The 18,873-nt window shown below is 71.1% G+C and carries 16 protein-coding genes; 5 read left to right on the top strand and 11 right to left on the bottom strand.

The genetic code is table 11. The features are described 5' to 3' along the window. Positions 1 to 39: 39 nt before the first annotated feature. From ftsH to dacB, 5 genes are all read right to left on the bottom strand, one after another. The gene (gene ftsH, locus ACFRIC_RS13740) at positions 40 to 2,067 is read right to left on the bottom strand and encodes an ATP-dependent zinc metalloprotease FtsH (RefSeq protein ID WP_382784271.1); all 2,028 of its coding nucleotides are present in this window, start codon (positions 2,065 to 2,067) and stop codon (positions 40 to 42) included. 199 nt (positions 2,068 to 2,266) lie between these two features. Continuing rightward, positions 2,267 to 2,827: a hypoxanthine phosphoribosyltransferase gene (gene hpt, locus ACFRIC_RS13735; protein ID WP_037625953.1), complete on the bottom strand. Its 561-nt coding sequence runs from the start codon at positions 2,825 to 2,827 to the stop codon at positions 2,267 to 2,269. Between the two features lie 165 nt (positions 2,828 to 2,992). Then, positions 2,993 to 4,156 (bottom strand): tRNA lysidine(34) synthetase TilS, encoded by a 1,164-nt coding sequence (gene tilS / locus ACFRIC_RS13730; RefSeq protein WP_382784060.1) that lies wholly within the window; start codon positions 4,154 to 4,156, stop codon positions 2,993 to 2,995. Between the two features lie 193 nt (positions 4,157 to 4,349). Continuing rightward, positions 4,350 to 5,498 carry a zinc-dependent metalloprotease gene (locus ACFRIC_RS13725; protein ID WP_355766535.1) on the bottom strand — a complete coding sequence of 383 codons (1,149 nt, stop codon included), beginning with the start codon at positions 5,496 to 5,498 and terminating at the stop codon, positions 4,350 to 4,352. 317 nt (positions 5,499 to 5,815) lie between these two features. Further along, positions 5,816 to 7,309, bottom strand: a complete 1,494-nt coding sequence (gene dacB, locus ACFRIC_RS13720; protein WP_382784056.1) for a D-alanyl-D-alanine carboxypeptidase/D-alanyl-D-alanine-endopeptidase — start codon at positions 7,307 to 7,309, stop codon at positions 5,816 to 5,818. A 142-nt stretch (positions 7,310 to 7,451) separates the two neighbouring features. On the opposite strand from dacB, the gene ACFRIC_RS13715 reads away from it, so the two are divergent. Together ACFRIC_RS13715 and ACFRIC_RS13710 are read left to right on the top strand one after the other, a co-directional pair. Continuing rightward, the gene (locus ACFRIC_RS13715) at positions 7,452 to 7,943 is read left to right on the top strand and encodes an inorganic diphosphatase (RefSeq protein ID WP_037625961.1); all 492 of its coding nucleotides are present in this window, start codon (positions 7,452 to 7,454) and stop codon (positions 7,941 to 7,943) included. Positions 7,944 to 8,118: 175 nt separating this feature from the next. Further along, on the top strand, positions 8,119 to 9,777 hold the full coding sequence (locus tag ACFRIC_RS13710) for a threonine/serine exporter ThrE family protein (RefSeq protein WP_382784053.1): 1,659 nt from the start codon (positions 8,119 to 8,121) through the stop codon (positions 9,775 to 9,777). A gap of 82 nt (positions 9,778 to 9,859) precedes the next feature. Here the strand turns inward: ACFRIC_RS13710 and ACFRIC_RS13705 are convergent, their stop codons facing one another. Then, positions 9,860 to 11,173: a VTT domain-containing protein gene (locus ACFRIC_RS13705; protein ID WP_382784269.1), complete on the bottom strand. Its 1,314-nt coding sequence runs from the start codon at positions 11,171 to 11,173 to the stop codon at positions 9,860 to 9,862. Positions 11,174 to 11,316: 143 nt separating this feature from the next. On the opposite strand from ACFRIC_RS13705, the gene ACFRIC_RS13700 reads away from it, so the two are divergent. Further along, positions 11,317 to 11,682 (top strand): YbjQ family protein, encoded by a 366-nt coding sequence (locus ACFRIC_RS13700; protein ID WP_382784050.1) that lies wholly within the window; start codon positions 11,317 to 11,319, stop codon positions 11,680 to 11,682. 144 nt (positions 11,683 to 11,826) lie between these two features. On the opposite strand, the gene ACFRIC_RS13695 is transcribed toward ACFRIC_RS13700, so the two are convergent. Continuing rightward, complete coding sequence (locus ACFRIC_RS13695) at positions 11,827 to 12,594, bottom strand: MerR family transcriptional regulator (protein WP_382784047.1); 768 nt, start codon at positions 12,592 to 12,594, stop codon at positions 11,827 to 11,829. A 136-nt stretch (positions 12,595 to 12,730) separates the two neighbouring features. On the opposite strand from ACFRIC_RS13695, the gene ACFRIC_RS13690 reads away from it, so the two are divergent. Both ACFRIC_RS13690 and ACFRIC_RS13685 read left to right on the top strand, forming a co-directional pair. After that, positions 12,731 to 14,017: an ion channel protein gene (locus ACFRIC_RS13690; protein ID WP_382784044.1), complete on the top strand. Its 1,287-nt coding sequence runs from the start codon at positions 12,731 to 12,733 to the stop codon at positions 14,015 to 14,017. A 67-nt stretch (positions 14,018 to 14,084) separates the two neighbouring features. Beyond that, on the top strand, positions 14,085 to 15,491 hold the full coding sequence (locus tag ACFRIC_RS13685) for a glutamate decarboxylase (RefSeq protein ID WP_382784041.1): 1,407 nt from the start codon (positions 14,085 to 14,087) through the stop codon (positions 15,489 to 15,491). A gap of 101 nt (positions 15,492 to 15,592) precedes the next feature. On the opposite strand, the gene ACFRIC_RS13680 is transcribed toward ACFRIC_RS13685, so the two are convergent. The 4 genes from ACFRIC_RS13680 to ACFRIC_RS13665 all read right to left on the bottom strand — a co-directional run bounded on the left by ACFRIC_RS13680 (position 15,593) and on the right by ACFRIC_RS13665 (position 18,764). Continuing rightward, complete coding sequence (locus tag ACFRIC_RS13680) at positions 15,593 to 16,321, bottom strand: ABC transporter permease (RefSeq protein WP_382784038.1); 729 nt, start codon at positions 16,319 to 16,321, stop codon at positions 15,593 to 15,595. A gap of 113 nt (positions 16,322 to 16,434) precedes the next feature. Beyond that, positions 16,435 to 17,388 carry an ATP-binding cassette domain-containing protein gene (locus tag ACFRIC_RS13675; RefSeq protein WP_382784035.1) on the bottom strand — a complete coding sequence of 318 codons (954 nt, stop codon included), beginning with the start codon at positions 17,386 to 17,388 and terminating at the stop codon, positions 16,435 to 16,437. Positions 17,389 to 17,548: 160 nt separating this feature from the next. Beyond that, positions 17,549 to 18,190, bottom strand: a complete 642-nt coding sequence (locus ACFRIC_RS13670; protein WP_382784032.1) for a PadR family transcriptional regulator — start codon at positions 18,188 to 18,190, stop codon at positions 17,549 to 17,551. A gap of 25 nt (positions 18,191 to 18,215) precedes the next feature. Then, positions 18,216 to 18,764, bottom strand: coding sequence for a DinB family protein (locus ACFRIC_RS13665; protein ID WP_382784029.1), 549 nt, complete (start codon positions 18,762 to 18,764; stop codon positions 18,216 to 18,218). Positions 18,765 to 18,873: the final 109 nt, after the last annotated feature.

The raw sequence follows: 18,873 nt of genomic DNA, 5'->3' as shown, positions 1-18,873 counted from the left end.
CATTCCGGGCCTGGTGAGGCCGCCCGGAGCCGAGCGGGCTCAGCTCTCCGTGCGGTCCTCCGGGGCCGTCTCCGTGGCCGGGACGGACTCCGTGGCGGTGGCGATGGCCGCCGTCGAACCGTTCGCCCCGTTCGTCAGCGACAGCTCCTTGGGGGAGAGCACCGGCGGGCGGGTGGACGGGGTGCGACGGGAGGAGCCGGTCCACGCGGGGCGGGCCGGGCGCTTCACGATGGGAGCGAAGACCTCGGCGATCTGCTCCTTGCTCAGCGTCTCCTTCTCCAGCAACTGCAGCACGAGCTGGTCGAGCACGTCACGGTTCTCGACCAGGATCTCCCAGGCCTCGTTGTGCGCGTTCTCGATGAGCTTCTTGACCTCTTCGTCGACGAGCGCGGCGACCTCTTCCGAGTAGTCGCGCGGGTGCGACATCTCCCGGCCCAGGAAGGGCTCGGTGTTGTCGCCGCCGAACTTGATCGCGCCGAGGCGCTCGGTCATGCCGTACTGCGTGACCATCGCACGAGCGGTGGCCGTGGCCTTCTCGATGTCGTTCGCGGCACCGGTGGTCGGGTCGTGGAAGACGAGCTCCTCGGCAGCGCGGCCGCCCAGCATGTACGCGAGCTGGTCCAGCATCTCGTTGCGCGTGGTGGAGTACTTGTCCTCGTCCGGCAGGACCATCGTGTAGCCGAGGGCACGGCCGCGCGACAGGATCGTGATCTTGTGGACCGGGTCGGAGTTCGGGGAAGCCGCCGCGACCAGGGCGTGTCCGCCCTCGTGGTACGCGGTGATCTTCTTCTCCTTGTCCGACATGATCCGGGTCCGCTTCTGCGGGCCCGCGACCACACGGTCGATCGCCTCGTCCAGCATGCCGTTGTCGATGAGCTTCTGGTTGCTGCGCGCGGTGAGCAGCGCAGCTTCGTTCAGCACGTTCGCCAGGTCGGCACCGGTGAAGCCCGGAGTCCGGCGGGCCACCGCGGACAGGTCGACGTTCGGAGCGACCGGCTTGCCCTTCTGGTGGACCTTGAGGATCTCCAGACGGCCCTGCATGTCCGGGCGGTCGACCGCGATCTGGCGGTCGAAGCGGCCGGGGCGCAGGAGGGCCGGGTCGAGGATGTCCGGCCGGTTCGTGGCGGCGATCAGGATGACGCCGCCCTTCACGTCGAAGCCGTCCATCTCGACGAGGAGCTGGTTCAGCGTCTGCTCGCGCTCGTCGTGACCGCCGCCGAGGCCGGCGCCGCGGTGGCGGCCGACCGCGTCGATCTCGTCGACGAAGACGATCGCCGGAGCGTTCGCCTTGGCCTGCTCGAACAGGTCACGGACTCGGGAGGCACCGACACCGACGAACATCTCGACGAAGTCGGAACCCGAGATCGAGTAGAAGGGAACGCCCGCTTCGCCCGCGACGGCGCGTGCGAGGAGGGTCTTGCCCGTACCGGGAGGCCCGTAGAGCAGGACGCCCTTGGGGATCTTCGCGCCGACGGCCTGGAACTTCGCCGGCTCCTGGAGGAACTCCTTGATCTCCTGGAGCTCCTCGACGGCCTCGTCCGAGCCCGCGACGTCCGAGAACGTCGTCTTCGGGGTGTCCTTGGTGATGAGCTTCGCCTTGGACTTCCCGAAGTTCATGACCCGGGAGCCGCCGCCCTGCATCTGGTTCATCAGGAACAGGAAGACGACGACGATGAGGACGAAGGGGAGCAGGGAGAGCAGGATCCCGACGAAGGCGTTCTGCTTGGTCGGCGAGACCGTGTAGCCGTCGGGGATCTGCTTGTTCTGGTACTTGTCCTGCAGGGTGTTGGCCAGGGCCACGCCCTGGTCGCCGATGTAGCTCGCCTGGATCTTCGAGCTGCCGTCAACCTTCTCGCCGTCCTTCAGCGAGACCTTGATGACCTGCTCGTCGCCAGTGGTGATCTTGGCTGACTCGACCTTGTTGTCATTGATCGCCTGGACGACCTGGCCGGTGTCCACCGTCTTGTAGCCGCCGGACGAACCGACGACCTGCATCAACACGACCACGGCAAGGACGGCCAGCACGATCCACATGACCGGCCCACGGAAGTATCGCTTCACGTCCATCCATACGGAGCGGTGCCGCCCCGTCCCTCCTGCCATAGTGAGTTTGATAAAGACTGTTCTTCGGACGGTACCCCAGCATTGTCACCCGAAGCCGCAGGGGACTGCTGGCAATCCTGTCCACGCATGCTCCAACGGCGGGAAACCCGCTGGGGTTCCCGATCGTCCTACCAGGACTGAGCGGCCCTCAGGGAGAGGACGCTCAGCCGCCGTAGACGTGAGGCGCGAGCGTACCGACGAACGGGAGGTTGCGGTACTTCTCGGCATAGTCCAGGCCGTAGCCGATGACGAACTCGTTCGGGATGTCGAAGCCGACCCACTCGACGTCGATCGCGACCTTGGCCGCGTCCGGCTTGCGCAGCAGCGTGCACACCTTGAGCGAGGCGGGCTCGCGCGAGCCGAGGTTGGAGATCAGCCAGGACAGGGTCAGCCCGGAGTCGATGATGTCCTCGACGATCAGGACGTGCTTGCCCTTGATGTCGGTGTCGAGGTCCTTGAGGATCCGCACCACGCCGGAGGACTGGGTGCCTGCGCCGTACGACGACACGGCCATCCAGTCCATGGTGACGGGGGTGGACAGCGCACGCGCGAGGTCCGCCATGACCATCACGGCACCCTTGAGCACTCCGACGATCAGCAGGTCCTTGCCCGCGTACTCCGCGTCGATCTTCGCGGCCAGCTCAGCCAGCTTCGCGTCGATCTCTTCCTTGGTGATGAGCACCGACTTGAGGTCGGTGCCCATGTCTTTCGCGTCCACCCGCATCACTTTCGGTCGTCCGTCCCACTTTTTTGGGCTCGTCACCTACAGGGCGCCATGTAACCGGCGACGGTCCCCTTCGGCACGCCCGCGCGGCCGTTCGGACCGACCGCGCCCCGAGTCGAGGGGTCCCGGGGAGCCGCGTGAGCGGCCCCGGTGCGGGGTCCGGATTCAGCCTTGCCGAATCACCAGTCTGCCACCCTGGCGCTGGGCGACGACTTTGCCCGGGAGATTGATGGCCCCCTGGCCGCGCCATCCGGTGATCAGCCGGTCGATCTCCTCGATGTGCCGGGCGAACAGCGAACCGGCCGGAGCGCCCGCCTCGATGGCCGCGCGGCGCAGGATCCGGCGGCGTACGGCGGGCGGCAGGGCGTAGAGCTTGGCGCACTCCAGGAGGCCTGCCGCGTCCCGTACGGACGCCTCCGCCTGACTGGCCCAGGCGTCGAGCGCGTCGGCGTCGTCCCGGGAGAGCTGGGCCGTACGGGCGAGGGCCTCGACGACTCCTTTGCCGAGCGCCTTCTCGAGGGCGGGCAGACCCTCGTGGCGGAGCCGGGAGCGGGTGTAGGCCGGATCGGCGTTGTGCGGGTCGTCCCAGACGGGCAGCGACTGGACCATGCACGCCTTGCGGGCGGTCTGCCGGTCCAGGTGCAGGAAGGGACGGCGGTAGCGGCCGTCGGCCCCCGAGACCGCGGCCATACCGGAGAGGGAGCGGATGCCGGAGCCGCGGGCGAGGCCGAGCAGGACCGTCTCGGCCTGGTCGTCGCGGGTGTGGCCGAGGAGGATCGCGGTGGCGCCGTGGCGCTCCGCGGCCGAGTCCAGGGCGGCGTACCGGGCGTCGCGGGCGGCGGCCTCGGGGCCTCCGTCGCGGCCGACGGTGACGGCGATCGACTCGGCCGGGGCGAGCCCGAGCTCGGTGAGCCGCAGCACGACCTCGTCGGCGCGCAGCCCGGAGCCGGGCTGCAGACCGTGGTCGACGGTGATGCCACCGGCGCGGATGCCGAGTTTGGGGGCTTCGAAGGCGAGGGCGGAGGCGAGCGCCATGGAGTCGGCGCCGCCGGAGCAGGCGACGAGCACGAGCGGCGCCGGGGGGACGTCCTCGCCCGGCCGGGGCCGGGAGCTCGTGTGGGCCTGGTCGTGCGCGGCGCGCGCGGGCACGGCGACGCTGCGCCGCGTCCCGGGGGCGGGGACGCGTTCCGCGTCGGGCGCGCAGGGGCGCGCGGCACCGCGCGCGGGCGTGCGCCGGGTGTCGTGGGCGGGCGGTTGCTCGGTCAGGATGTCGTGGAGTACGCGGCGGACCGCCAGGCGTATCGCTGCGACCGCAGGATGGGGACCCATGTCCGGTTCCCTTCATGAAGTTTTCGGGGGGTGAGCCCGGGGATCTGTCACTCAGAGTGTGTAGATGGTGACAGAACCGGGGCGTTCCCCGAGCATTGCACGCCTACCCATGCTCCACGGTCCCTCGGACGGGTGATAGCAGGAGCGTTTGCCTGCCATCGGCCGGATTCGTTTCACGACCGTCCCGTAGGGTTCACGACTCCGCCTTGCGGTGCACCCGCGCGACCCAGTCCGCCGGTTTGGCGATCTCCGCCTTGGTCGGGAGCGTGTTCGGAGAGGTCCACACACGGTTGAAGCCGTCCATGCCGACCTCCTCGACAACGGCCCGTACGAACCGCTCGCCGTCCCGGTACTGCCTGAGCTTGGCGTCCAGGCCCAGCAGTTTGCGCAGGGCCATGTCGAGGCGGGAGGCCCCCTTGGCGCGGCGCTGCTGGAACTTCTCGCGGATCTCGGCGACGGAGGGGACCACGGCGGGCCCGACGCCGTCCATCACGAAGTCGGCGTGTCCCTCCAGGAGGGACATCACGGCGGTGAGCCGGCCGAGGATCTCGCGCTGGGCGGGCGTCTGCACGATTTCCACGAGGGAACGCCCGCCGTCGTCCTCCTCGGTGTCGGGGCGGGAGCCGGAGAGCGACTGGGCGGCCTCCCTGATGCGCTCCAGGACGGTCATGGGGTCGACCTCGGTCTCCGCCAAGAACGACTGGATTTCGCCCTCCAGGTGGTCGCGCAGCCAGGGCACGGCCGAGAACTGGGTGCGGTGCGTCTCCTCGTGGAGGCACACCCACAGGCGGAAGTCGTGGGGCTGGACGTCGAGTTCGCGCTCCACGTGCACGATGTTCGGGGCGACCAGAAGGAGCCGGCCGCCGCCCTTGCCGGAGGCGGAGGGCGCCCCCGCGGGCAGGTCCCGGGTCGCGGGCGCGAACGTCTCGTACTGGCCGAGGACCCTCGACGACAGGAAGGACAGCAGCATGCCCAGTTCGACGCCGGTGACCTTGCCGCCGACGGCGCCGAGGACGGCTCCGCCCGGGCTGCTCCCGCGCCGCTCCTGCATCTTGTCCAGCAGGGGCTTGAGGATCTCCCGGAACCCGGCGACGTTCGCCCGGACCCAGCCGGGGCGGTCGACGACGAGGACGGGGGTGTCGTGAAGGACGTCATCACCCATGCGGGTGAAGCCCCTGACGTGTTCCTCCGAGGCCTTGGCGTGTCGGCGCAGCTCGGCCACGATGGCCCGGGCCTCGTCACGGCTCACCTCGGGGCCCGGCCGTACGAGCCGGGTCGCGGTCGCCACCGCGAGATTCCAGTCGACCATCCCAGTAGATGCAGCACCACCGATGCTCGTCATGCGTCAACCGTACGTGAGCGGGTCCCGCTGCGGTGAGGGTCCGGCGCCGTCCGCGTCCCGGCCGAGGGGCCGGTGGTGCCTCTGGTTCGCCAGGGGCCGGGAGGGGCCCGATTCCCGGGCCCTGAGGGCGGGAAGGGGCCGCGTCCCGGTCCGGGCCCGCGTCTCGGGCGGGTCGGCCGGGTTCCGCTGCGGCCGGGTTCCGGTGCGGTCGGCCGGATCCCGGTGCGGTCGGATCCCGCTGCGACCGGGTTCCGGTGCGGTCGAGTTCCGGTGCGGTCGGCCGGTCTCGGTGCGGTCGGGTCCCGGTCCGGTCGGCGCTACGGGCAGCCGCACGCCACCAGTGCCGTCGCCGCATGGTCCAACGCGGCCCGCGCCTCCAGGGTGTTCGGGGGGTTGACGGCGTCGGAGGTCAGGAACGCGAAGGCCAGCAGGCGGCCGTCCTTGTCGACGACGGTGCCGGCGAGGGTGTTGACCCCGGTCAGCGTGCCCGTCTTCGCGCGGACGACCCCGGTGGCGGTCGGGGCGTCGGTGTACCGGGTGCTGAGGGTGCCCGTGAAGCCGGCGACGGGCAGGCCGGTGAGGACCGGACGGAGCTCGGGGTGGGCCGGGTCGCCGGCCTTGGCCAGCAGGGCCGCGAGCAGGTCGGCGGAGAGCCGGTCGGCGCGGTTCAGGCCGCTGCCGTCCGCGAACCGCGCCCCGGCCAGCGGGAGTCCGGCCTTCTGGAGCTGGGTGCGGATCGCCTTCGCGTCGCCGTCGAAGCTGGCCTTCTCGCCGGAGGCGAGGGCGACCTGGCGGGCCAGGGCCTCGGCGATGTCGTTGTCACTGTTGGTCAGCATCCGCTCGACCAGGGCGGACAGCGGCGGCGAGGAGACGGAGGCGAGGGCCTGGGAACGGCTCGTCGCCTTCGAGGGGCCGGGCGCGGTCGCGGTGACACCGTGGTCGTGCAGCAGGTCGGCGAACGTCCGCGCGGCGTCCGCGGCCGGGTCCGGGGCACGCCTGGCCGTCCCGCTGGTCGAGCGGTCGAGGCGGCCCTCGTCGACCATCAGCGGGGTGACCTTCGCGATGTTGTCGTTGACCCCGATGGGGTGAAGGTCGGGGCCCGAGTACAGCGAGGTGTCGTAGGAGAGCGTCACGTGGTCCATGTGACGGGCCTTCAGGGCGGTGGCCGTCTTCTCCGCGAGGGTGCTCAGGTCGGCCCAGCCGTCCGTGGGCTTGCGGGCGGTCAGGGTGGGGTCGCCGCCGCCGACGAGCACGACCTCCTTGGTGTCGGGCTCCAGCACCGCACGCGTCTGGATGCGGTGGTCGGGCCCCAGCGCCGTGAGGGCGGCGACGGCGGTGGCGATCTTCGTGGTGGAGGCCGGCGTCTGGACCTGCTCGGCGCCCTTGCCGTACAGCCGCTCGCCGGTCGCCACGTCGATCACGACGGCGGTGCGCACCGAGCCGAGGACGGGGTTGGACAGCAGCGGGTCGAGGACGCCCGCGAGGGCCTTCCCGGTGGGCGCGGGCCCGGTGCCCGCCCGGCCGCCGAGCCCGGCGAGGACGGAGGCGGCGCTGGGAGCGGGCCGGGGGGACGTCCGGTGCGTACCGGACGTACGTGCGTGATGTGTGCCACCCTCCGGCGCCCGCGATGCGGCCCAGTCCCGCTCGGCCGTACGCTGACCGGTGGAGTCCCAGGGACCGGCCACGGTCACCGCCCCGGCCGCGAGTGCCAGGCCGGCGGTCGCGGCAACGGCTGTGAGCTGCGGTGTCGTCAATCGCCCGGCACGCGGCCGGACGGCTTGGGTGACCCGCGCCACATGCGGTCTCACCATCCGCGCGACCCGCACCACATGCGGTCTCGCGGCCCGCCAAGCCCTCAGCTCTGGCACGACCACCAGCCCCTTTCGCGATCACCCACCTGCGTGAGGGACACTTAATCACCAGAACTATGTGCTGATCATGGAGGAGCCACCGGTGGAGTTCGACGTCACGATCGAGATTCCGAAGGGTTCACGGAACAAGTACGAGGTGGACCACGAGACCGGTCGGATCCGTCTGGACCGTCGACTCTTCACCTCGACCAGCTACCCGGCCGACTACGGCTTCGTCGAGAACACCCTCGGCGAGGACGGCGACCCGCTGGACGCGCTGGTCATCCTGGACGAGCCGACCTTCCCGGGCTGCCTCATCCAGTGCCGCGCGATCGGCATGTTCCGTATGACGGACGAGGCCGGCGGCGACGACAAGCTGCTGTGCGTCCCCGCGCACGACCCGCGCGTGGAGCACCTGCGCGACATCCACCACGTGTCGGAGTTCGACCGCCTGGAGATCCAGCACTTCTTCGAGGTCTACAAGGACCTGGAGCCCGGCAAGTCCGTCGAGGGCGCCGACTGGGTCGGCCGCGCGGACGCCGAGGCCGAGATCGAGCGGTCCTACAAGCGCTTCAAGGACCAGGGCGGTCACTGACCCCCGAGGGCGGGGTCACCGCCCTTCGCGGGCGGTCTCCGACCTCCGCGCTCTTCCGAACGGGCCGCGTCACCCCCAGGGGTCACGCGGCCCGTTCGTGTGTCCGTACGCATACTGAGGCATACGGAAGGCAAGAAGAACAGCCACACAGACGGGAAAGGCGAGGCTGGAGTTGGTGGCGGACCCGGAAGCGGAAGACCGCAAGCCGCACTCGGACGAGGCGAGGAGTGCTTTCAGCCCGCCCGCGGGTGTGGCGTCGCCGGGACCGGTGGCGGCCGAGGACGAATCCTCGACGACATCGGAGTTCGCGCTCCCCCAGGGCCTCGACGCGCCGCAGTCCGCCGGGCCCGGGCACGAGGGCTCGGCGTTCAGCACACCGCGCACCTACAGCGCCCGGCAGGCACCTCCCGCGTTCACGCCCGCGACCGGGATCCCCATGGTCAGCCTGACCAAGGACGCGCCCTGGCAGGACCGCATGCGCACGATGCTGCGCATGCCGGTGACCGAGCGGCCCGCGCCCGAGCCCGTGCACAAGGAGGACGAGTCGGGGCCCGCCGTCCCGCGCGTCCTCGACCTGACCCTGCGCATCGGCGAGCTGCTCCTGGCGGGCGGCGAGGGCGCCGAGGACGTGGAGACGGCGATGTTCGCCGTGTGCCGCTCCTACGGCCTCGACCGCTGCGAGCCGAACGTCACCTTCACCCTGCTGTCGATCTCGCACCAGCCGTCCCTGGTGGACGACCCGGTGACCGCGTCACGGACGGTACGCCGCCGGGGCACCGACTACACGCGCCTGGCGGCCGTCTACCGGCTCGTCGACGACCTCAGCGACCCGGAGACCGCGATCCCGCTGGAGGAGGCCTACAGGCGCCTCGCGGAGATGCGGCGCAACCGGCACCCCTACCCGGGCTGGGTGCTGACGGCCTCCGGAGGGCTGCTGGCCGGCGCGGCTTCGGTGCTCGTCGGCGGTGACGCGATCGTGTTCGTCGCCGCCGCGCTCGGCGCGATGCTCGGCGACCGGCTGGCCTGGCTGTGCGCGGGACGCGGACTGCCGGAGTTCTACCAGTTCACGGCCGCCGCGATGCCGCCCGCCGCGATAGGGGTGGCGCTCACGGTGGCGCACGTCGACGTGAAGGCGTCCGCCGTCATCACCGGTGGGCTCTTCGCGCTGCTGCCGGGACGGGCGCTCGTCGCCGGGGTGCAGGACGGGCTGACCGGCTTCTACATCACCGCGTCCGCGCGCCTGCTCGAAGTCATGTACTTCTTCGTGGGCATCGTCGTCGGCGTCCTTGTGGTGCTCTATTTCGGCGTGAAGCTGGGCGCGCAGCTCAACCCGGACGCGGCGCTGAACATCTCGGAGCGGCCGCTGCTCCAGATCGCCGCGTCGATGCTGCTGTCGCTCACCTTCGCGATCCTGCTCCAGCAGGAACGTTCCACTGTCCTGGCGGTGACCCTCAACGGGGGCGTGGCCTGGTCGGTGTACGGGGCGATGCACTACGCGGGCGGGATATCGCCGGTGGCCTCCACGGCCGTCGCCGCGGGCCTGGTGGGCCTCTTCGGGCAGTTGCTCTCGCGCTACCGGTTCGCTTCGGCGCTGCCCTACACGACGGCCGCCATCGGGCCGCTGCTGCCCGGTTCGGCGACCTACTTCGGACTGCTGTCGATCGCGCAGAACAACGTCGACAAGGGACTGGTGTCGCTCACCAAGGCCGCGGCCCTCGCCATGGCCATCGCGATCGGCGTGAACCTGGGGTCGGAGATCTCGCGGCTGTTCCTGCGTCTGCCGGGCGGCTCCGCCGGCGGCCGGCGGGCCGCCAAGCGGACACGCGGGTTCTGAGGGCGCGTCCCGGCGGCCCGCGCCGGGCGGAGGCCCGGTCCGCCGGGCGGAGGCCCGGTCCGGGGAGGACCGGGCGGGTGCCTCAGTTCTGCGCGGGGCCCTGGCCGTACGGGTACTGGTCGGCGTCGTACGGACGGCGGGGGTGGCCCTGGGGGTGCTGCTGCGGGTGCTGCTGGGGGTTGGCCTGGCCCTGGTCGTAGCCCTGCTGGTAGCCCTGGTCGTACTGCTGCTGGTCGTAGCCGTAGCCCTGGTCCGAGCCGTACGGCTGCTGGGGCTGGGGCTGGTACTGCTGGGGCGGCCGGGGCTGGTGCTGGGACGGCTGCGGGTGCTGGGGCTGCTGGTACTGCTGCTGGGCCGGGTACGGGTCGCCCTGCCGGCCGTAGCCCTGCCCCGGGTTCCCATAGGAGCGGCCCTGGCCCTGGCCCTGGTCGCCGTACGACTGACCCTGGTTCCCGTACGACGACTGGCCCTGACCCTGGTTCCCGTACGACGACTGGCCCTGACCCTGGTTCCCGTACGACTGGTCCTGACCCTGATGGCCGTACGACTGGTCCTGGCCCTGGTGGCCGTACGACTGGCCGTGGCCCCCGTCGCCGTAGGGACGGGCCTGGTGGCCGCCGCCGTACGGCGAGTCCTGGCCCTCGTGGACCGGCGGGACGCGCAGCGGCCTGGTCGCGTCGTCCATGACGGGTGCGGCGGGGCGGGTGCGGGCGGCCTCGGACGGGGCCGGGAAGGGCTCCTGGAAGTCCTGCGGCTCCTCGGCCTGCGGCGGGTTCTTCTTGGCCTGGGAGCGGGCGCGCAGGAACTCGATGATGATCGGGACCACCGAGACGAACACGATCAGGATCAGGATCAGTTCGATGTGCTTGTTGACGAACTCGATCTTGCCGAGCCAGGAACCGAGCAGCGTGACGCCCGCGCCCCACAGGACGCCGCCGATGACGTTGAAGGTGAGGAACGGGCGGTACCGCATGCCGCTGACGCCCGCGATGATCGGCGTGAACGTGCGCACGACGGGCACGAAGCGGGCCAGCACCAGGGACTTGGGACCGTACTTCTCGAAGAACTCGTTGGCCTTGACCACGTTCTCCTGCTTGAACAGGCGGGAGTCCGGGCGGGTGAACAGCGAGGGGCCGACCTTCTTGCCGAAGAGGTAGCCCGCCTGGTCGCCGAGGATCGCGGCGAGACAGATCAGCGGGACCGCCGCCCACAGCGGGAAGTCCATGGCGTCCGTGGCGATCAGCAGACCGCAGGTGAACAGCAACGAGTCACCCGGCAGGAAGAAGCCGATGAGCAGGCCGGACTCCGCGAACACCACCAGCAGCAGGCCCCAGATGCCGAAATTGTCCAGGAGCGTGTTCGGATCAAGCCAACTGGGACCGAGGGCAAGCGTCATCACGGGTCCGGGCTCCTGAGGGGTGAAGGGAGGTACGGCGGTCCTGTACGGCCGGCCAAAGCTATCAACGCAATGTGTCGACGCCAGGTTCCACCCGTGACTCCAGGATGCACTGTGCGACGACTGGGACAAAGCTGTGGACCATGGGCATCGATGAATACGGCGGCGGCCAGGGTCCCCACGCGGACGTCATGGTCGTGACGACGAACGACGTTCCCGGCCACCGCGTCGAGCAGGTCATCGGCGAGGTCTTCGGACTCACGGTCCGCTCACGGCATCTGGGCAGCCAGATCGGCGCGGGCCTGAAGTCGATGATCGGCGGTGAGCTCAAGGGGCTCACCAAGACGCTGGTGGAGACCCGCAACCAGGCCATGGAACGGCTCGTCGAGCAGGCACGCGCGCGTGGCGCCAACGGCGTGCTCATGTTCCGCTTCGACGTCTCCGAGGCGGCGGACGTGGGCACGGAGGTCTGCGACTATGGCACGGCCGTGGTCCTGGTGAAGGAGTAGGCGCAGCGCGCGACGCCCGGCATCGGCACGGGCCGCCCACCGGTCAGGGGGCGGCAGGCCCACCCGGTCAGGGGCACGTCTCGGTGAGAGGCACGCGACGCGCGCGCGTAAGGGGCGCCCGCAGTGGCGGACGCCCCTTACCGGTCAGGCCTCCCCGGGGTGCCGGGCCGCGTTCGCCGTGATCGCGTCCCTCAGGTGCTCGGCCAGCCCCGGCCGCATGGAGTCGTAGAACGCCTTGAACCGTTCGTCCGCGACGTACATCTCGCCGAGACCCCGGTGGATCTCGTACGTGCAGGTGTAGAACCACTTGGTGATGTGCTGCCGGTGTTCCTCGGCCATGTCCATGGCCCGCGTGCCGTCCGGCCGCTCCCCGTCCGCCATCAGGGCGTCGTAGCGCTCGCCCCAGGAGGCCACCTCGGCCTGCATGCGCTTCCAGTCGTCCTTGGTGTAGCGGGCGGTGCGGCGCTGCGACTCGGCGTACGTCTCCGTGCCGCCCCAGCGGCGTTCGGCCTCCTCGGCGTGCTCCTCGGGGTCCTTGTCGCCGAAGACCTCGAACTTCTCCTCGGGGGTGAGGTTGATGCCCATCGTGCGTGCCTCCATGGCGTGCTCCACGGCCGCGGCCATCTTCTGCAGCTTCTCGATCCGGGCGGTCAGCAGCTCGTGCTGGCGGCGCAGGTGCGCGCGCGGGTCCGCCTCCGGGTCGTCGAGCAGGGCGGCGACCTCGTCGAGCGGGAAGCCGAGCTCCCGGTAGAACAGGATCTGCTGCAGCCGGTCGAGATCGGCGTCGCTGTAGCGCCGGTGGCCCGCGTGACTGCGTTCCCCCGGCGCGAGCAGACCGATCTCGTCGTAGTGGTGCAGCGTGCGCACCGTGACTCCGGCGAATCCGGCGACCTGGCCCACTGAGTAACCCACTTCCGCTCCTTCCTCGGTACGCCCTTCACGATGGGGCCTGACGTGACGTGAGGTGCAAGCCCGAAGTGCCGGGCCCGGCCGGGTCGGTGGCGACGCTCGGGATGTTATGTCCGATTCGCGCGCTTAGGGTGAGCCCGTGACCCACGAAGCGGCTCCCCCGGGACCGGCCCCCGCCCGGGCGACGCCCGCACGGACGCTGCTGCCGCTGTTCCTTCCGGCCGTGGTCGTCGGCGCGATCTCGAGCCTCCTCTACATCGGGGTGAGCAAGCTCGCCGACCGGCTCAAGGACGTGCTCTGGACCGACCTGCCGGACGCGCTCGGCATCGGCGGATACTCCTCGCTCTGGATGATCGTCATGCTCACCACCACCGGCATCCTGGTCGGTCTGGTGGTGTGGAAGGCCCCGGGGCACGCGGGCCCCGATCCGGCCACGGTGGGGCTCCAGGCGGAACCGATGGCCCTCTACATCCTTCCCGGGCTGCTGGTGGCGACCATGCTGATGCTGGCGGGCGGTCCGAGCCTCGGTCCCGAGAACCCGATCATCGCCACCAACGTCGCGCTGGCGTTCTGGGCGGGCCGCCGGTTCGCGCCCGCGGCCCCCGGGGAGCTGTGGATGATGCTGGCCGAGGCGGGGACCATCGGCGCCCTGTTCGGCACCCCCGTCGCCGCGGCGCTCGTCATCTCCGAGGCGCTCGCCGGACGGCAGGTCAGGGGCATGCTGTGGGACAACCTCTTCGCGCCGCTGACGGCCGCCTCGGTGGGCTCGATCACGACGGCGCTGCTGGGCCACGCGAGTTTCGACCTGGGGCTGCCCCCGCTCGGCAGCCCTGGCTGGGCCGATGTGCTGTCCGCGGTGGTCGTCGCCTCGGCCGCGGCCGTGCTCGGCCTGGCCGGGGTCTACGCCTTCCCCTACGTGCACAAGGCCTTCTCCCTCCTGCGCCATCCCATGGCCGCCCTGCCCGTCGGCGGGCTCGTCCTCGGCCTGCTGGGCTGCCTGGGCGGGCCGCTGACGCTGTTCAAGGGCCTGGACCAGGTCGCCGAGATCGCCCACGACCCGGACGGCTGGTCGGCGGGCCGGTTCGCCCTCATGGCCGTGGTGAAGCTGGCCGCGCTCGTCGTCGCGGCGTCCTGCGGATTCCGTGGCGGCCGGATCTTCCCCGCCGTCTTCATCGGCGCCTCGTTCGGCCTGTGCGCCCACGCGCTGGTGCCGGCGGTCGAGCCGTCGCTGGGACTGGCCGCGGGGGTCCTGGGCACGCTTCTCGCGACCACCCGGCAGGGCTGGGTGAGCCTGTTCACGGCCGCGGTCCTGGTGTCCTCGCCGTCGATCATCGCCCTCCTCTGCATCGCCTCCCTGCCCGCCTGGCTGCTGGTGACCGGGCGGCCGCAGATGCAACTGCGCAAGGACGGAAGCGCGGTCCGGTGAACCGCCGGGGCGCCCTCGTCCGATGAACAAATGGGACGCCCGTCCCGCAGACCGTTGGGAGAAGCCCGTGCCGCTCCACCAGGGCCAGCAGAAGCCCGATGCCCACCCCCACTCCGTCAACCCCTTCTACGGCGAGGCCAACCCGGTCAGCGGCATGGTCCAGGCGCCGCCCAAGCACCGCCTCCCGGACGGCCCGCTGCCGCCGACGACCGCGCTCCAGCTCGTCCACGACGAGCTCATGCTGGACGGGAACTCCCGGCTGAACCTCGCCACCTTCGTCACCACCTGGATGGAACCGCAGGCGGGCGTCCTGATGGCGGAGTGCCGGGACAAGAACATGATCGACAAGGACGAGTACCCCCGGACGGCCGAACTGGAGCGGCGCTGTGTGTCGATGCTCGCCGACCTGTGGAACGCGCCGGATCCGTCGGCCGCGGTGGGCTGCTCCACGACCGGGTCGAGCGAGGCGTGCATGCTCGCCGGCATGGCGCTGAAGCGGCGCTGGACCCAGCGCAACGCGGACCGCTACCCGGGCGCCCGGCCCAACCTCGTCATGGGCGTGAACGTCCAGGTGTGCTGGGAGAAGTTCTGCAACTTCTGGGAGGTCGAGGCCCGCCAGATCCCCATGGAGGGCGACCGGTTCCACCTCGACCCGGAAGCGGCGGCCGCGCTGTGCGACGAGAACACGATCGGGGTGGTCGGCATCCTCGGCTCGACCTTCGACGGGTCCTACGAACCGATCGAGGAGCTGTGCGCGGCCCTGGACCGGCTCCAGGAGCGCACCGGACTCGACATCCCGGTCCACGTCGACGGCGCGTCCGGCGCGATGATCGCGCCGTTCCTGGACGAGGACCTGGTCTGGGACTTCCGGCTGCCGAGGGTCTCGTCGATCAACACCTCGGGCCACAAGTACGGCCTGGTCTACCCCGGCGTCGGCTGGGCGCTGTGGCGGACGGCGGCCGAGCTGCCGGAGGAACTGGTCTTCCGGGTGAACTACCTGGGCGGCGACATGCCGACCTTCGCGCTCAACTTCTCCCGCCCCGGCGCGCAGGTCGTCGCGCAGTACTACACGTTCCTGCGGCTGGGCCGGGAGGGCTACAGAGCCGTGCAGCAGACGACCCGGGACGTGGCACGCGCCCTCGCCGAACGCGTGGACTGCCTGGGCGACTTCCGGCTCATCACCCGAGGGGACGAACTGCCGGTCTTCGCCTTCACGACGGCGCCCGAGGTCACGGCGTTCGACGTGTTCGACGTGTCCCGCAGAATGCGCGAGACCGGCTGGCTGCTGCCCGCGTACACCTTCCCCGAGAACCGCGAGGACCTGTCCGTGCTGCGCGTGGTGTGCCGCAACGGCTTCTCGTCCGACCTCGCCGACCTGTTCATCGAGGACCTGACCCGGCTGCTCCCCGAACTGCGCCGCCAGCCCCACCCCCTGACCCACGACAAGGAGGCGGCGACGGCCTTCCACCACTGAGGGCCGGCCCGGCCCACCTTCCCCGGCCGCCGGCTCCGGGCCGGGCCACCCGGGACCGGTGGGTCCCAGGCAGCCCGGCGGCCCCGCCCCGGGTCGTTCCGTCAGCGGCTCAGGCGGGCGAAGCGCCGTACCGCCAGCGGGAAGAAGACGGCGAGCAGGGCCAGTGGCCACAGGATCGCGGCGCCGATGTGGCCCGGTTCGCCGCCCGGTCCGCCGAACAGGTCGCGGACGGCCGTGGCCGTCTGGGACATGGGGTTCCAGCCGACCACCGTGCCCAGCCAGCCGGGCATGGAGTCGGGGGAGGCGAAGACGTTGGACAGGAAGCCGACGGGCCACACCAGGATCTGCACGGCCTGCACCAGTTCCGGCTTGCCGGCCACCATCGCCAGGTGGATACCGATCCACAGCATGGCGAAGCGGAGGAGCAGAAGCAGCCCCATCGCTCCGAGGAACGCCCCGGGGGTGCTGTCGGGACGCCAGCCGAGCGCGTACCCGACCCCGGTCAGCACGGCCAGGCTCACCGCGGACTGAACCATGTCGGCGGCCGAACGGCCCACGAGGACGGCCCCGTTCGCCATCGGCAGGGAACGGAAGCGGTCGATGACGCCCTTGCCGAGGTCCTGGGTGACGGCCAGCATCGTGCCTTCAAGGCCGAACGCCATGGTCAGGGTGAGCATGCCCGGCACCAGGTACCCGACGTAGTCGCCCTCGACGTCCCGGCCGCCACCGACCAGATATCCGAACATCAGGAGCAGCATCACGGGGAACACCAAGCCGACCGCCGCCTGGACGGGCTGCCGTGCCCAGCGGGCGAATTCGCGGCGGGTCATCGTCCAGCAGTCGGAGAACAACCTTGCTCCCGCGCCGGGTTCGCGCGGCCCGCCAGGACCCGCCGGCCGCCTGGATGTCCGATTCCCTGCGCGGAAGGTGTCGTACGTCGTGTTCACACGGCCTCCTTGGTACGCGATGTCTCCCCGGTGAGGTGCAGGAACACCTCGTCCAGCGTCGGGCGCCGCAGCGCGATGTCCTCCGCCTCGATCCCGGCCTCCTCAAGGGCGCGCACGACCGCGGCGAGGGCCGCCATGCGGTCGGCGACCGGAGCGCTGAGCAGCCGGCGGTCCGCGTCGACCGAGACCCCCTCGCCCGCAAACGGCAACAGGGTCACGGCGGCGCCCAGCAGGCCCGCGTCACGCAGCACCACGTCGATGCGGTCGCCGCCCGTCCGGGACTTCAGTTCGTCGGCCGTGCCGTCCGCGATGACCCGCCCGCGGTCGACGACCGAGATACGGTCGGCGAGCTGATCGGCCTCCTCCAGGTATTGCGTGGTGAGCAGCACCGTCGTGCCGCCGCCGACCAGGGAGCGCACCGCCGCCCACACCTCCGCCCGGCCGCGCGGGTCGAGCCCGGTCGTCGGCTCGTCCAGGAACAGGACCTCGGGGTCGGTGATGAGCGACGCGGCCAGGTCCAGGCGGCGCCGCATGCCGCCGCTGTACGTGCGGACGGCCTTGCGGCCGGTGGCGTCCAGGCCGAAGCGCTCCATGAGTTCGCCGGCCCGTGTCCGAGCGGCGCGGGAGCCCAGATGATGAAGGCGTCCGAACATCTCCAGGTTCTGCCCGCCACCGAGCTCCTCGTCGAGCGCGGCGTGCTGGCCGAGCAGGCCGATGCGCGACCGCACCCGGCGGGCCTCGCGCGCCACGTCGTACCCGGCGACCTCCACCCGGCCACCGTCCGGGCGCAGCAGCGTCGACAGGACCCGGACCAGAGTCGTCTTGCCCGCCCCGTTGGGGCCGAGCAGCGCGTGCACCGTGCCGTGCCCCGCGCACAGGTCCAGTCCGTCCAGCGCGTGATGGTCCCCGTACCGCTTGCGTACGCCTTCGACGACGATCGCTTCGGTCATCCCGCTCCCTCCGTTCCGGCCCGCTTCCGAGCCGGTCCACAGCCGGTCCCCGATCCGGTAATCAAACTTGACTACCAATCCACGAGAACGGAGGTTAAGCCCGGCCCAGGCGTTAGTCAAACTTGATTAGTGGCTCGGTGGAGTCGCGGAGCCGGCGGGGTCAGGACGCGTCCTCCGGATGCCTCTCCCCCGTCGCGTACGGGTTCTCCTGGTCGTCGCGGAGAACCCCGACGAACGGTGCGCCCTCCCCGGCGAAGGTGTAGGCGCCGCCCTCGACGCGGGCGATCAGGCCGCGGGTCCACGCCGCGTCGGCGTCGGCCGAGTGGACCCAGAGATCCATGATCTCGCCGATGTGCCCGAGCTGGGCGGGACCGCCCTCGGGCACGTAGTGCTCGGTGACGGCCGTACGCCACTGCTCGATCCCGCGGATCCGCTCCTTCAGGAGGGCCACCGCCTCGCCCCTCGGCAGGTCGACGATGAAGCCGATGCCCGCCGAGCGGACGTCCATCTTCTGGTCGTAGGACGTCAGGGACTCGCGCAGCAGCGCCAGGTACTCCTCGGTCCCCGCGGGCGTGATCTCGTACTCGGTGCGCGGCGGCCCGCCGGCGGTGGACGGCGCGATCTCGTGGGCGCGCAGCAGTCCTTGCTTGGCCATCTGCTTGAGCGCGTGATAGATCGAGCCGGGCTTGGCGTTGGACCACTCGTGCGCGCCCCAGTACTCCAGGTCGTTGCGCACCTGATAGCCGTGGGCCCGCCCGTGCTGGCGGACCGCGCCGAGCACGAGGAGACGGATCGCTGACATGCCGTCCAGCCTAGGGGTGGTGCGGTCAGCCCCAGGTGGAGCCCTGCTCCAGTGCCACGAGTTCGAAGGCCGTCTTGCCGTCCAGGGACTCGCGGATGATGTCGGCGTGCCCGGCGTGCCGGGCCGTCTCGCGGATCAGGTGGAGGGCCAGCCAGCGCATCGACACGCGGCCCTCGGGCGGGAACCACGGGTCCGGTGGGAGCGCGAAGGTGTCGTCGAGGCTCGGCACCGAGCGCAGGAAGGCCTCCGTCTCGGCGGCGACCTTCTCCCAGTACGCGAGCTGCGAGGCGACCGTCTCGCCGTCGGCGAGGACGAAGCACTCGTGCCAGTTCGACTCGTCCCGCCGGACGGCCGGCGGCTCGCCCTTGGCCCGGGCGATCCAGCCCTGCTCGACCTCGGCGACATGCTTGAGCAGCCCGCCCAGGGACAGTTCGCTGGCGCTCGGCCGGCTCGCGGCCTGCTCCTCCGTCAGTCCGAGGAGCGACCGGCGGATGCCGCCGCGCTGCTCCTCGATGAACGCGAGCAGCGCCCCGCGCTCGTCGCCCCGCTCTTCCGCTCGCACATGCGTGACCATGACCGGCCGCCTTTCATCGGGTCCTTCCGACTGACACCGACGACGCTACGGACCCTTGCGGTCAGTTCCTGTCCGCAAGGGTCCGGGCACGCTGGAGGATCACGCGAAG

The sequence above is a fragment of the Streptomyces sp. NPDC056738 genome (genome assembly GCF_042790435.1).
GTDB lineage: Bacteria > Actinomycetota > Actinomycetes > Streptomycetales > Streptomycetaceae > Streptomyces.
Note: the sequence above shows the minus strand (reverse complement) of the source record. Positions and strands in the feature narration are given on the sequence as shown.

Bases quoted from the DNA above. Each gene is read 5' to 3' on its own strand.
- ftsH (WP_382784271.1), bottom strand. From the start codon at position 2,067: ATGGACGTGAAGCGATACTTCCGTGGGCCGGTCATGTGGATCGTGCTG.
- ACFRIC_RS13705 (WP_382784269.1), bottom strand. From the start codon at position 11,173: ATGACGCTTGCCCTCGGTCCCAGTTGGCTTGATCCGAACACGCTCCTG.
- ACFRIC_RS13665 (WP_382784029.1), bottom strand. From the start codon at position 18,764: ATGGTCACGCATGTGCGAGCGGAAGAGCGGGGCGACGAGCGCGGGGCG.
- hpt (WP_037625953.1), bottom strand. From the start codon at position 2,827: ATGCGGGTGGACGCGAAAGACATGGGCACCGACCTCAAGTCGGTGCTC.
- ACFRIC_RS13680 (WP_382784038.1), bottom strand. From the start codon at position 16,321: ATGACCCGCCGCGAATTCGCCCGCTGGGCACGGCAGCCCGTCCAGGCG.
- ACFRIC_RS13670 (WP_382784032.1), bottom strand. From the start codon at position 18,190: ATGTCAGCGATCCGTCTCCTCGTGCTCGGCGCGGTCCGCCAGCACGGG.
- tilS (WP_382784060.1), bottom strand. From the start codon at position 4,156: ATGGGTCCCCATCCTGCGGTCGCAGCGATACGCCTGGCGGTCCGCCGC.
- ACFRIC_RS13700 (WP_382784050.1), top strand. From the start codon at position 11,317: ATGGGCATCGATGAATACGGCGGCGGCCAGGGTCCCCACGCGGACGTC.
- ACFRIC_RS13725 (WP_355766535.1), bottom strand. From the start codon at position 5,498: ATGACGAGCATCGGTGGTGCTGCATCTACTGGGATGGTCGACTGGAAT.
- dacB (WP_382784056.1), bottom strand. From the start codon at position 7,309: ATGGTGAGACCGCATGTGGCGCGGGTCACCCAAGCCGTCCGGCCGCGT.
- ACFRIC_RS13675 (WP_382784035.1), bottom strand. From the start codon at position 17,388: ATGACCGAAGCGATCGTCGTCGAAGGCGTACGCAAGCGGTACGGGGAC.